The following is a 13,480-nucleotide window of genomic DNA, read 5'->3' as shown; positions in this document are numbered from 1 at the left end:
CCCTTGCGTCCCTTCTCCGATCGCCGTGGGCACCGTCGACCCCGGTCGTTCCACGTCCCCGCACGGCTCAGGGGCGGTCCACGGCGCCCCGCACCAACCGCAGGGTCCACCAAGCACCGATGAGGTCCAGTGACAGGCCACCACCAAGGCACATCAGGCCCAGTGGTGTGGTGAACAGGAATTCCCACGGGGTCCCGCCCAGGCCCGCCGACATCGCCAGCCCCACCAGCGGAAGACCGCTCAGCATCATCGCGGTGGTCCTCGGCCCGGCCGTCCGGGCGGACGCCTCGGCCCGCGTCTCCTCCTGCTCGGTCAGGTTGGCCGCGAGGTCGTCCACCACGACGGCCAGCCCGGCCCCGGTCTCCGAGGCGACCTCCCAGCACGCCGCCAGATACGCCAGCTCCCACAACCCCTCCTCACCGCCGGCCGTACGACGCAGTGACTCGGCGTCGACCGGTTCTCCCACGAGTGGCCCGGCCTCGATCGCGGCCACCCGAAGCGCGAGCTCGGGTGGCTGTCCGGCGCGGAGTTCGGCGGCCATGACCCGGCAGAGCGTGATGACGGCCCGCCGACGTTCGGTCACCATCCGGTGGGCGGCCAGAGGCGACCGGAACGCGGGTGGCGACCAACGTCGAGAGCGGGACCGGGGCAGGACCGTGGCCAGCCGGAACCGACCGGTCCGGGGCGGTGACCACAGCAGCGCCGCGGCCAGGGAGCACACCACCAGCAGGGTCAACGTCGCCACCCCCGCCCCAACCGCTCGACCAGCTCCGCCGTCCCCGCGTGTTCGATCCGGCGACCCTCGGGGGTGAACTCCACCGCCGGTTCGGCCCGGACCAGACCGGACCCCTCACGACGCAGGGTCCGCACCTCGGCCAGCCGTCGTCCTCGTCGGTCCCGGACCAGATGCAGGACGAGAACCCCGGTGGCCGCGAGCTGACTGTGCACCGCGCCTCGGTCCATCCCCGCGGCGCAGCCCATGGCCTCCACCCGTGCGGGCACCTCACCGGCCCCGTTGGCGTGGAGGGTGCCGGCGCCGCCCTCGTGGCCCGTGTTCAGGGCACTCAGCAGGGACACGATCTCCGGCCCTCGGGCCTCGCCGACCACGAGTCGGTCCGGACGCATTCGCAGTCCCTGACGGACCAGGGTCTCCAAGGACACCTCACCGCTGCCCTCGATGTTGGCCGGCCTCGTCTGCAACCGCACCACGTGCGGGTGGTCGGGGCGCAGTTCGGGGGAGTCCTCGGCCAACACGATCCGTTCGTCCGGTGGCACCAGGGACAACAGGCACGACAACAAGGTGGTCTTGCCCGTTCCGGTGCCGCCGCTGATCAGGAACGGAATCCGTCGGGTGATCAGTGCCCGGAGCAGTTCGGCTCCGGACGGGGTCAGCGTGCCGCACTCGATCAGCGCGGGCAGGCCGAAGACCCGGGTCGGTGGCATCCGCAGCGAGACACAGGCGCTCTCCGCCGCTATCGGTGGCAACACGGCGTGGAGCCGCGCCCCACCTGGCAGCCGGGCGTCCACGTAGGGGGAGGCCGCGTCCAACCGGCGGCCGGCGCGGAACGCCAACCGTTGGGCGAGCCGACGCACCTCGTCGGCCGAGTCGAACCGCACGTGCTCGACCCGTCGTAGCCCCTCACCGGTGTCGACCCACACCTGGTCGGGGCCGTTGACGAGGATGTCGGTGACGCCGGTGGTCATCAGCTCCTCCAACGGACCCGCCCCGTACAGGTCGGCGCTCAGCGCCCGGGTGAGTTCGAGCATGTCGGTACCGCCCAGCAGGGTCCCCTCGGCGCGCAGGGCGGTCGCCACGTTGGCGGGGGTGATCGAGGACCCACTGGCCACGAAGCGGTTGCGGACCCGCTCCAGGAGGGCCTTGCGCTGCTCCGGGGAGATCGGCCCCGGCGCCACGGTGTTCCCCACGGGCTCCGGACCCGATCCGATCCCGCGTGGTGGAACCGATGTCGGTTCCGGCGGCCCACCGCCCTCGGAGGTGGCGGGGGAACCGTGCCACAGCCGTTCGATCCGCCTCATCCCGCCTCCCGCAGGCCGGAGAACGTTCCGACCACGCGGTCCGCGTACCGGGCCAGCGGCGACCGGGGGTGCCGCGCGGGCACCTCGCCCACCGTCAGGGCCCGGGACAGTCCGGGTTCCGGTGGCAGGTCCGCGTCCAGGTCCACCCCCAGACTTCCGGTGACCACCGAAGTGGACAGGCCGCCGTGTGACCCGCGCACCACCAACCGGAGACGGTCGGTCTCCTGTCGAAGTGTCTCGATCATGCGCGCGGCCGACACCACCGCGTACACGTCGGCGGGTACGACCAGCAGCACGAGGTCGGAGTGGTTGAGGAACACCCGGGTGGTGGCGTCGAAGGATCGCGGCAGGTCGATCACCACCAGATCGGAACCTCGCCGGGCGGAGGCCAGCACGGATCGGGCCGCGCCCACGGGCAGCGACGTCCCCTGCCCACCGGTGCCCCGCGCCCAGGTGAGGACGTCCACCAGACCCGCGTGGGGAAGCCCATCGCGTAGAGCCCGCCAGGGGGTACGGGAACGCTGGTTCACCAGGTCGTTCCAACCGGTGCGTGGACTCTGTGGGGTGTGGTCGCAGCCCAGGTAGATGTCGGGTCCACAACCCAGGGGGTCGGCGTCCAGGAGAGCGGTGGAGTGTCCGGCGCGTTCTCCGGCCAGGGCGAGGGCCACGGTGAGCAGGCTGGCCCCGGCTCCTCCACGTCCCCCGATGACCGACACGGTGGGCGCGGGTCGACGCTCACCGACCGCGGCGAACAGTTCGACCAGAAGCGACTCGTCCCGGGGGAGCAGGTAGACGGGTGAACCGTCGTCGAGTCCGGATCCTCGTCGACCGGGCCCCGTGAGGCCGGGCCCCTTCGGGCCGGACCCCTTCGGGCCGGACCCCTGTGGGTCGGTCACCGTAGGTCCAGGACCGGCGGTGACCCCGGCGGATGGTCCGGGAGAGGTGCGCTCCCCGTCGGACGGGTCCGGTGCCATGATCCGAGGATCCGGGGCGTCGGGTGAGCGGGAGGCGACCACCAACCGAGGGTGTGGCGGTGGCTCGGCCGCGCCCAGGGTCCCTCGCAGGTCCGCGCCGACCACGACCAGTGGCGCCCGGCGCCAGGAACGCAACGCGTGTTCGGGGTCGGGGGCGACGGCCACCTCGGTCGCGGCCGCGGTGGCCAACCGAAGCAGGTCGTCGAGGAGGGCGGGATCTGCGGTGACGATGAGGGGGCGCTGCGGAACGTCCATCGGACCTCCGGTGAGGGCGGGAACCTGCCCTTTCGACCTTGGTCGACACCGGAGCGCGAGAGAAGTGGGGTGCGCGGATCTGTGGATAACTCCGTGGGACCCGACCTGAGAGCCGATCGGCCTCACCCACGGGCGGGACATACGTACGGGGGCTGTCGTGTGTCCCGCCCGGCAGGCGAGGCGGAGCGGAAACCGTGGGTCTCGTCCCAGAGGGGGATCTGGGGCGGCCCTGGTCCGGCCCTGGGGGGACGGGTCGGCTGTTCCGCTCTCCTAGGAAGGGCCTGCGGGAGTGGTCATCGAACTCCCGAGACCTTGGAGATGGTCCGCTGGTGCGTGTTGGCGCGAAGAACGGTCGGTGGGACCGTCCGATCGACATGTCCGTATTGCCGTCAGGCACTCGAAAGGGACGTTCCGCCTCGGTTTTCACCGAGGATCTCGGTCCTTCGCTCAACTTCCGAGCCAGACGCTATCACGAGTGTCACGTATGGGTTCGGGAATCCAGGGGAAAACCTTCCGTCAACCGTCTATTCGACGCGTGGGTGTACGGCGTAGAAAGAAAGTGGACGGTGGCATGAGTCCCACCCCGACCTCGGTCACGGGAGCCCACGCCTCGCTGGGCCCCATAGGGCCTGTCCAGGTCTGATGGAATCGAGTTCCACCAGGTCGGACTACAGATCGCCGACGCTTGACAACCCGTCGCTCCAAGGTCGGAAACGGCGCCCCGGGTCAAGCCCCGAGGCGCCGTTCGACGTGCACGTGCAGATGCCCGTAGCATTCTTGAAAGATTGTCCAACGTTCAAGCGTGACCGAACCGATATCGAATGGCCGTTCCACTTGTCGGTTAATGGACGATTGCGAAACTTAGCGGCTTTCCCGCGCAAGGTCCGACACGGAGTGGACCGAAGCGCGTTCGGTGCGACTTCAGCCGCGCTTGAGCGCCTCGCACGTGGCCATGGAGTCCTGGGCGCCGGCGAACACGGCGCGGCAGCAGTACACGATCCAACCGCCGACACCCTCCGGGGTGCCCTCCATGTATCCGCGCAGGGCGGGGGCGTATTCGTCCCTCAACGTCTGGTGGCCCAGCTCGGAGGCGACCAACGACTTCGGGTCCAGGCCGCGCTCGATCAGGGTCAACCGCTCCGCGGCGCGCGCCACCAGTCCGTCACCCCATCCGAACGGACGGACCGCCATCAGCTCTCCGTGCACCAGCGACGAGGTGATCAGGGCGGGCACCTTCGTGCGGGACTCCAGCAGTCGGTACAGGCCCTCCAGCCGCGCGGAGGCCACCGAGGAACTTGGCACGGGACCCAGGTCCAGGGGATCCTCGGCCCGTTCACCATCCAGGCGTGGGCGGCCCAGCGCCTCCTCGGAGACCGCGTCGGCGGCGGCCAACGTGTGCAGTCGCGCCAGGGTCTGCCGGGGCGCCTTCGGCCAGGTGTCCACCATCGCGCCCAGCTCACCGCCGATGCGCAGCGCACCCTTGATCCTGGTGTCGTAGACGTGCCCCTCGCGGATCTCGTCCATCGAGACCTCGGCGCCCTCCAAGGCCGCCGACGCGCACGCGCCGCGCAAGGAGGACTCCAGGGACACGTCGTTGCTGCGCCGACGCAGGATCCGGTGGTCCCTCAGCCGGTCGACCAGGGTTCGCGTCTCGTCGACCGCGTCGCTCACCCCCGGCAGCTCGGCGATCCGGGACAGTGGGTCGGACAGGGAGGCAGAACTCGATTCGCTCACGTCAACCAACACTACGCGGCGGTAACACCGACCGCCCACATGCCCGGACGGGTTCTGGGAAGACCGTTCATCGCGGAGCGACGACCGTTCGTCGACCGTTCGGCGCTCGCCCGGCGCTCACCGCCGCTGGACCGAGACCCGGCTGTTCACGCGCCCTACGCCACATGATTAATTGGGTGCCCACCGCCAACGTAAGGAGAATCACAGTGGCCGACAGCACTCCCTCGAGCCAGGAGACACTGTCCAACCTTCTCCACGAAACACGTAGTTTCCCGCCGCCGGCGGAGCTCGCCGCGAACGCCAACGTCAAGGCGGACGCCTACGACGCCGCGGCCGCCGACCGACTCGGCTTCTGGGAGGAGCAGGCCCGCAGGCTCCAGTGGGATCGGGAGTGGGACACCGTTCTGGACTGGGACCCGCCCTACGCGAAGTGGTTCGTCGGCGGCAAGCTCAACGCCTCCGTCAACTGCGTGGATCGCCACGTCGACGCCGGTCTCGGTGATCGCGCCGCCATCCAGTGGGAGGGCGAGCCCGGTGACAGCCGCACCATCACCTACGCCGACCTCAAGGACCAGGTGTCCCAGGCGGCCAACGCGATCACCGCGCTCGGCGTGAAGAAGGGCGACCGGGTCGCCATCTACATGCCGATGATCCCGGAGACGGTCGTCGCCATGCTCGCCTGCGCCCGTATCGGCGCCGTGCACATGGTCGTCTTCGGCGGGTTCTCCGTCGACGCCCTCGGCCAGCGCATCGACGACAGCCAGGCCAAGCTCGTCATCACCGCCGACGGCGGCTACCGGCGCGGCAAGCCCAGCGCCCTCAAGCCCGCCGTGGACGGGGCCGTCGCGAACCGTCCCGTCGTCGAGAACGTCCTCGTCGTCCGCCGCACCGGCCAGGACGTCGAATGGACCGACCGGGACGTGTGGTGGCACGACGCCGTCGGCTCCGCGAGCACCGAGCACACCCCCCAGGCGCACGACGCCGAGGACCCGCTGTACATCATGTACACCAGCGGGACCACGGCCAAGCCCAAGGGCATCCTGCACACCACCGGCGGGTACCTCACCCAGTCCTCGTACACGCACTGGGCGGTCTTCGACCTCAAGCCGGAGACCGACGTCTACTGGTGCGCCGCCGACATCGGCTGGGTCACCGGTCACTCCTACATCGTCTACGGTCCGCTCTCCAACGCCGCGACCGTGGTCATGTACGAGGGCACCCCGGACACCCCGCACAAGGGCCGTTTCTGGGAGATCATCGAGAAGTACAAGGTCACGATCGCCTACATGGCGCCCACCGCGATCCGTACCTTCATGAAGTGGGGAGACGAGATCCCCGCGAAGTACGACCTGTCGAGCCTGCGCGTCATCGGTTCGGTCGGTGAGCCGATCAACCCCGAGGCCTACATCTGGTACCGGGAGAACATCGGCGGCGGCAGGGCCCCGGTGGTGGACACCTGGTGGCAGACCGAGACCGGCGCCATCATGGTCAGCCCGCTGCCCGGTGTCACCTCGGGCAAGCCCGGCGCCGCGATGGGTCCGATCCCGGGCATCGAGGCCGACGTCGTCGACGAACAAGGGCGATCGGTGCCCGACGGCGAAGGCGGCTTCATCGTCATCCGCGAACCCTGGCCGGCCATGCTCCGCGGCATCTGGGGCGACGACCAGCGCTACAAGGACACCTACTGGTCGCGCTTCGAGGGTCTCTACTTCCCCGGTGACGGTGCCAAGAAGGACGAGGACGGTGACATGTGGCTGCTCGGCCGCGTGGACGACGTCATGCTCGTCTCCGGCCACAACATCTCCACCACCGAGGTTGAGTCGGCCCTGGTCTCGCACCCCAAGGTCGCCGAAGCGGCGGTCGTCGGAGCCGCCGACAAGGTGAGCGGTCAGGCGATCGTCGGCTTCGTCATCCTGCGGGGTGGACAGGAAGAGGTCCCGGAGGACCTGGTCCAGGAGTTGCGCGACCACGTCGGCAGCTCGCTCGGCCCGATCGCCAAGCCCGCCCGCCTCCTCGCGGTTCCGGAACTGCCCAAGACCCGATCCGGCAAGATCATGCGGCGTCTGCTGCGCGACATCGCGGAGAACCGGGACATCGGTGACACCTCCACCCTGACCGACTCGTCGATCATGGACGTGATCGCCAAGCAGTTGCCCTCGGCCAAGACGGACGGCTGAGGGGTCGCGACACCGACGGTTCAACGGCGCCCCATCCCCTCCCGCGGGGGTGGGGCGCCTTCGACCGCTCACTCACCACCGAAACCGAAGCCCGCCGTTTTGCGTGCCGTGAGAGACATCGGTGGCATGGCATGTGCGAGGATGCGGAGGATAATCCGCGTGTTCGGACCGAGAGAAGGGAACCCCCACGATGGTGGACAAGCCGGGTACCGGCCGACCTGGCGCTGCCGGCGACCCCGAACGTTCCATCGGTGAACTGGTCACCGACGCCACCGACAACCTCTCGCATCTGGTCAAGCTCGAAATCAGGCTCGCCAAGCTCGAGGCCAAGGCGGACGCCGTCAAGATCGGCAAGAGCATCGGTGAGTTCGGTGCCGCCGGTGTCATCCTGCACCTCGTGGCGATCCTCTTCTCCATCACCGCCGGATTCTTCCTGGCGGAGGTCTTCGGTTGGCAGTACTGGACCTCCTTCCTCGCCGTCACCGGCTTCTACCTGCTGATCGCCCTGATCTTCGCCCTGGTCGCGGTCATCAACCTGCGTCGTCGCCAGGGCCTGGCCCGCACGGCGATCACCACCTCCCGCCTCGTGGGCATCCTTCGTGGAGAGATCCGTCCGCCCAGGCACGGCGGGGCCACGGCCGTCACCAAGGCCACCGCCACCAGTAGGACCACCGCCGGCGGGGCCACCGCCGTCACGAACGACTAGCGACCCGCGGGTGCTGGACGATTCGGTCGCCTATGTGGACGGCCCCTGGGCCCACCGGACGGTCGGCGCGGCCGGAGCCCGGTTCCACGTGGCCGAACTCGGCGAAGGTCCACCCGTCCTCCTCCTGCACGGCTTCCCCCAGTTCTGGTGGACGTGGCGCGACCAGATGACCGCCCTGGCCGGGGCCGGATATCGGGCCGTCGCCGTCGACCTCCGGGGCTATGGCGCCAGCGACAAGACCCCGCGGGGATACGACCTGGTGGGTCTGGCGCAGGACATGGCGGGGTTGGTCCGCGCGCTCGGGTCCGCCGAGGCCGTCGTGGTCGGACACGGGGTCGGCGGACTGATCGGCTGGACCATGACCGCCTATCATCCGGGTACGGTTCGCGCCCTGGCCGCGGTGTCGGCCCCCCACCCTCGACGCGCCGCCCGTGCCTTCCTTTCTCCGGGGCCCGGCGCCGGTCACATGCTCCGCTTCCAGGTGCCGATCCTTCCCGAACACCGGCTGCTCGCCGACGGTTGCGTCCGTGTGGGCGAACTCCTCGACGCCTGGTCGGCCCCGGGGTGGCCCGACCGCGAGGCCGAGGAACGCTACCGTCTCGCCTTCTCGATCCCGAAGGTCTCGCACTGCTCGCTGGAGTACCACCGCTGGATCTTCCGGTCGCGGTGGCGCGCGGACGGCCTCCGGTACGCCCATCGAATGCGCGCCGCGGTACGGATCCCCGTCCTCCAACTGCACGGTTCCCTGGACCCGGTCTGTCCGCCCGAGGTCGCCCGATCCTCGGCGCGACTCGTCGCCGGCCCCTACCGCTGGGTGTCGGTGCCCGACGCCGGACACTTCCCCCAGGAGGAGCGGCCGGGTCACGTCGCGGAGGCTCTCGTAGGGTGGATGCGGGAGATCGATGGCGAGCGGCGGGGAGGCACCCATGACGACACGGGCCGAGGGCGAACGCGACCGTAACGAGGTCGGGCGGGCACAGAACCAGCGGCCTCGTGACCGGTACGGGCGCCCTATGCCTCATGGCGGTCGGGGCGAGGTCGAGCGTGTGCCCGACGACGCGGAGTTCACCGTGGAGGAGGGGCTGGGCGAGGCCCAACGGCTCTTGGACCAGGGTTACGCGTTCACCGCGCACGAAGTGCTCGAAGCGGTCTGGAAGTCGTCCCCGGAGCCGGAGCGGGAGCTGTGGCGAGGACTGGCGCAGACCGCGGTCGGGGTCACCCACGCCCAGCGCGGTAACCGGTTGGGCGCGGCCCGCCTGTTGCGACGAGGCGCCGACCGGGTGGAGGAGTTCGGTCCGGACGCTCCACACGGGGTGGACGTGGCGGGGATCGCCGTGTTCGCGCGGGGTCTGGCCGACGATCTCGACAGTGGGCGTGCCACCTCTGGCGACGGCATCGATCCCTCTGGAATGCGGCTGCGGACGGCCTAATTCCGTCCGGACCGAAACCCACCACCAGAGCGGTATGACAGGGGTTATCGAGACCTCTGGCCCTCCTGTGCCTCCAGTGACTACAGAGGGTAATTTCTGATTCATGCCCGTATACGTGCTTTGTCATTTGCATGGCACTAACGCATTATGCGATGTCATCTGAGGCAAAAAAGACCAACAAAGCCATTAATCCGAATCCCGAGATCACCATGGGGTCACATCTTCAATCCCAATTGGGGAAATGGTGAACCGACCCTCTTAATTATTCTTCCGCGTGCGTACAATCCCCGGATCACCGCTCGCCGGTACGTGACGCGGGCGGCGTGCACCACACAGAAAGGTGGCACCGCTTCGACCCCGACCCGCGTGATGTCGCCCCAGTTCAATACCCCTGTGGACGACGGAACGCATACGGCGGTGCGCGGCACCGAAGCCCAAGAGGCGGCTGTTCCGCACACCTTCGATGACGGGGCCGAAAAGGATGTGCCCGTCTCAAGGAGGACGGATTGTCTGGGCTCAACATCGCCGCGGATAGTGGCATGGCCCTGGCCCTGGAAGGCAGGGACCTCACCCTCGTCATCGTCGTCATGGTGGTCGCGCTCCTCGCGCTCGCCGTAGCGGGGATGCTCGTACGTGAGGTACTCGCCGCCGGGCAGGGCACCGAACGAATGCGCAATATCGCGGTCGCCGTTCAGGAAGGCGCCGCGGCCTACTTGAAACGACAGTTCCGCACACTCGCGGTCTTCATCGTCGTCATCCCGCTACTACTACTTCTCCTGCACGCCGACACATGGGCCATCGCCATCGGCCGATCGTTGTTCTTCGCCCTCGGCGCCCTGCTCTCGGCGGCCACCGGCTTCATCGGAATGTGGCTCGCGGTCCGCGGCAACGTCCGTGTGGCCGCCGCCGCCCGTGGCGGCGGCGAGAGCGACGGCCACGCCGCCATGCGCATCGCCTTCCGCACCGGCGGTGTCGCCGGCATGATCACCGTCGGCCTCGGCCTGCTCGGCGCCGCGATCGTAGTCCTCATCTACCGGGAGAACGCCCCCATCGTCCTGGAGGGCTTCGGCTTCGGCGCGGCCCTCCTCGCGATGTTCATGCGAGTGGGCGGTGGCATCTTCACCAAGGCCGCCGACGTCGGTGCCGACCTCGTGGGCAAGGTGGAACAGGGCATCCCCGAGGACGACCCCCGAAACGCCGCCACCATCGCCGACAACGTCGGTGACAACGTGGGCGACTGCGCCGGCATGGCCGCCGACCTGTTCGAGTCCTACGCGGTGGTCCTCGTCGCCTCGCTCATCCTGGGCCGTGTCGCCTTCGGCACCGAGGGGCTCGTCTTCCCCTTGCTGGTCCCCATGATCGGTGTCATCACCGCCATCATCGGAATCTTCATCGTCGCGCCCAGGGCCAAGGACAAGACGGCGATGAGCGCGATCAACCGCGGCTTCTTCGTCTCGGCGGGCATCTCCGCCGTCCTCGTCATCGGCACCGCGCTCTGGTACCTGCCCAGCAGCTTCGACCAGCTGAAGGGCGTCAGCGACGGAGTCCTAGAGGAGATCGCCGCCGCGGGGACCGACCCCGACCCGAGGTTCATCGCCATCGTCGCGGTCCTCATCGGACTGGTACTCGCCGCGGCCATCCAGCTCCTCACCGGCTACTTCACCGAAACCGACAAACGCCCCGTCAAGGACATCGGGCAGAGCTCCGAGACCGGCGCGGCCACCGTCATCCTGTCCGGCATCTCCGTGGGCCTGGAGTCCGCGGTCTACTCGGCCCTGCTCATCGCCGGCGCCGTCTACGCCGCGTTCCTCCTCGGTGGCGGCTCCATCACCCTCAGCCTGTTCGCCGTCGCGCTCGCCGGTACCGGGCTCCTCACCACGGTCGGCATCATCGTCGCCATGGACACCTTCGGTCCCGTCGCCGACAACGCCCAGGGCATCGCCGAGATGTCCGGGGACGTCGAGGGCAAGGGCGCCGACGTCCTCACCGGCCTGGACGCCGTCGGCAACACCACCAAGGCGATCACCAAGGGCATCGCGATCGCCACCGCCGTCCTCGCCGCCACCGCGCTCTTCGGAGCGTTCCGCACCTCGGTCCAAGAACGCCTCGGCGAGGGCGAGATCTTCTCCCTGTCGCTGGACAACCCGGACGTCCTCGTCGGTGTCATCATCGGCGCGGCCGTCGTGTTCTTCTTTTCGGGCCTCGCCATCATGGCGGTCGGCCGGGCCGCCCAGCGGGTGGTCCTGGAGGTGCGCAACCAGTTCCGCACCCGTCCCGGGATCATGGACGGCAGCGAGACGCCCGAGTACGCGCGGGTCGTCGACATCTGCACCAAGGACTCCCTGCGGGAACTGGTCACCCCCGGTCTCCTCGCGGTCCTCGCACCGATCGCCGTCGGCTTCGCCTTCGGGTACGCGCCGCTCGGTGCCTTCCTCGGTGGCGCCATCGCCGTGGGCGTGCTCATGGCGGTGTTCCTGTCCAACGCCGGTGGCGCCTGGGACAACGCCAAGAAGCTGGTGGAGGACGGACACCACGGAGGCAAGGGCTCGGCCGCCCACGAGGCCACCATCATCGGTGACACCGTCGGCGACCCCTTCAAGGACACCGCGGGCCCGGCCATCAACCCGCTGCTCAAGGTGATGAACCTGGTCGCGCTGATCGTGGCACCCACCGTGGTGATGTACGCGGACAACGTGGTCCTCCGGGTCGGAGTGACCGTCGTGGCGGTCGGCATCCTCGTCGGTGCGGTGCTCTGGTCGAAGAACAGGGGGTCGGGGACGGAGAACGACCTCGCCGAGGTCGATGGTCGGACCACCCCGAAGGGGGCCCCGGAAGCCGGTGGAGACGGCGAGGTCACCGGAGACGAGAAGACCGTGGTGGGCGACGCCGTCGCGGACGAGGGTGGGGACACCGAAGGGAACCGGAAGGAGGAGGCCCGCGCCGCCGACACCGGCAAGGGCTGACCCCACCGACCCCGGGTGGGGAGACCTCTTGCCTCCCCACCTTTTGTCTCCCCACCTTCGCCGAGCGGCCGTCCGGGACCTCCGGGCGGCCGCTCCGTTCACGCACCTACCCTGGTGGAACGGATGTCGGTGCTCTGAACGAAGGAGTTGTGTCGAGGTGTCAGGGGCAAAGGGACTGTTCATCATTCTTGGGGCCATGTTCGGCTTCATGGCGTTCATCGCCGTGGTCGCCACGGTGGTGTCCCCATGAGTCGCACACTCCTCCTGATGCGCCACGCGAAGGCCGAGGACGGGTTCGGGGCGATCGACTTCGACCGTGCCCTCACCGACAAGGGCCGAGACCAGGCCGAGAGGGTCGGGCGTCTCCTCAAGGAGAAGGGGTACGCACCGGAACACGTCATCTGCTCCGCGGCCGCCCGGACACGACAGACCCTGGACGGGGTACTGGGTGCGATGGATTCGGCCCCGGAGGTCGACCACACCGAGGCCGCCTACCTGGCCGGCCCGGAGAGCCTCCTGGAACTCATCACCTATGTGGACCCGGTGGTGAACACCCTCTTGGTGGTCGGACACAACCCGACCATCGCTCAGGTGGCCGCGTCGTTCATCGGAGAGCAGGCCATGGCGGCGTTCTCACCGGCCACCGTCGCGGCGATCGACCTGGAGGGGGAGTGGCTCTACGCGGCTCCGGGAACGGGCACCGGCCGGATCCTCAACTGATGTGACCCACGGCACAGGGTTTCCGGGTTGCACGGGTGGGAGGGCAGGGGTAATGTTCTCCGAGTCGCCTCCGAACGGCCCAAGGCCGAGAGGGGGACGAGATCTTCTCGATCGAAACGAACACGGGTTCTCCGTGGGCGTGATCGGATCTTCGAGTCAGACACTTCCTCTTCTTCACCGAAATGGTTCGGGCACTCCCCGAGACATGTAAGATGATGAGAGTCGCTTCAAAAGCCCAGCGTTCAAACCGACAGGTGAAAACGCAAAGCCGAAAGAAGCACAAACGGGCCTTTGCCCCGATCAGGAACACCGAAACCGCCGATTCGACGGAAAACGGAACACCTGATAAAGTAAAGACACAACGAAGAAGCCTTCCACGGAAGAGCAACCGAGAACCGCAAGGTTCCGGAGCTTGTACGGGAAGAGTGATTGTTTCTTGAGAACTCAACAGCGCGTGTTTGATTTTCTTTAAGCCATGTTTGTT

11 protein-coding genes are annotated in these 13,480 nt (G+C 68.5%); 6 read left to right on the top strand and 5 right to left on the bottom strand.

The window, feature by feature from the left end; genetic code table 11:
- Window positions 1-67: 67 nt before the first annotated feature.
- From ABZ717_RS16975 to ABZ717_RS16960, 4 genes are all read right to left on the bottom strand, one after another.
- On the bottom strand, window positions 68-745 hold the full coding sequence (locus tag ABZ717_RS16975) for a type II secretion system F family protein (RefSeq protein ID WP_358511050.1): 678 nt from the start codon (window positions 743-745) through the stop codon (window positions 68-70).
- Complete coding sequence (locus tag ABZ717_RS16970) at window positions 733-2,037, bottom strand: TadA family conjugal transfer-associated ATPase (protein WP_358511047.1); 1,305 nt, start codon at window positions 2,035-2,037, stop codon at window positions 733-735. The genes ABZ717_RS16975 and ABZ717_RS16970 overlap by 13 nt, the downstream gene beginning before the upstream one ends.
- Window positions 2,034-3,266 carry a septum site-determining protein Ssd gene (gene ssd / locus ABZ717_RS16965; protein ID WP_358511044.1) on the bottom strand — a complete coding sequence of 411 codons (1,233 nt, stop codon included), beginning with the start codon at window positions 3,264-3,266 and terminating at the stop codon, window positions 2,034-2,036. Before ssd ends, ABZ717_RS16970 begins: the two co-directional genes overlap by 4 nt.
- Before the next feature lie 921 nt (window positions 3,267-4,187).
- A complete protein-coding gene (locus tag ABZ717_RS16960; protein ID WP_358511041.1) occupies window positions 4,188-5,000 on the bottom strand; it encodes an oxidoreductase in 813 nt (270 codons plus the stop codon).
- Between the two features lie 206 nt (window positions 5,001-5,206).
- Here ABZ717_RS16960 and acs point away from each other — a divergent pair, with 206 nt between their 5' ends.
- The 6 genes from acs (at window position 5,207) to ABZ717_RS16930 (ending at window position 12,996) form a co-directional block, all read left to right on the top strand.
- Window positions 5,207-7,177: an acetate--CoA ligase gene (acs, locus tag ABZ717_RS16955; RefSeq protein WP_358511038.1), complete on the top strand. Its 1,971-nt coding sequence runs from the start codon at window positions 5,207-5,209 to the stop codon at window positions 7,175-7,177.
- 190 nt (window positions 7,178-7,367) lie between these two features.
- The gene (locus tag ABZ717_RS16950; RefSeq protein WP_358511035.1) at window positions 7,368-7,883 is read left to right on the top strand and encodes a phage holin family protein; all 516 of its coding nucleotides are present in this window, start codon (window positions 7,368-7,370) and stop codon (window positions 7,881-7,883) included.
- A 10-nt stretch (window positions 7,884-7,893) separates the two neighbouring features.
- Window positions 7,894-8,844 carry an alpha/beta hydrolase gene (locus tag ABZ717_RS16945; protein WP_358511032.1) on the top strand — a complete coding sequence of 317 codons (951 nt, stop codon included), beginning with the start codon at window positions 7,894-7,896 and terminating at the stop codon, window positions 8,842-8,844.
- Entirely contained in the window at window positions 8,810-9,313 is a 504-nt protein-coding gene (locus ABZ717_RS16940) for a DUF309 domain-containing protein (protein ID WP_358511029.1), read from the top strand. Before ABZ717_RS16945 ends, ABZ717_RS16940 begins: the two co-directional genes overlap by 35 nt.
- 539 nt (window positions 9,314-9,852) lie before the next feature.
- Entirely contained in the window at window positions 9,853-12,276 is a 2,424-nt protein-coding gene (locus tag ABZ717_RS16935; protein WP_358511184.1) for a sodium-translocating pyrophosphatase, read from the top strand.
- Between the two features lie 246 nt (window positions 12,277-12,522).
- A complete protein-coding gene (locus ABZ717_RS16930; protein ID WP_358511027.1) occupies window positions 12,523-12,996 on the top strand; it encodes a histidine phosphatase family protein in 474 nt (157 codons plus the stop codon).
- A gap of 242 nt (window positions 12,997-13,238) precedes the next feature.
- On the opposite strand, the gene ABZ717_RS16925 is transcribed toward ABZ717_RS16930, so the two are convergent.
- On the bottom strand, window positions 13,239-13,480 hold a 242-nt coding region (locus tag ABZ717_RS16925; protein ID WP_358511024.1), incomplete at its 5' end, for a hypothetical protein.

Origin of the sequence: Nocardiopsis sp. NPDC006832, from assembly GCF_040635885.1 — a bacterium.
Lineage (GTDB): Bacteria > Actinomycetota > Actinomycetes > Streptosporangiales > Streptosporangiaceae > Nocardiopsis.
Note: the sequence above shows the minus strand (reverse complement) of the source record. Positions and strands in the feature narration are given on the sequence as shown.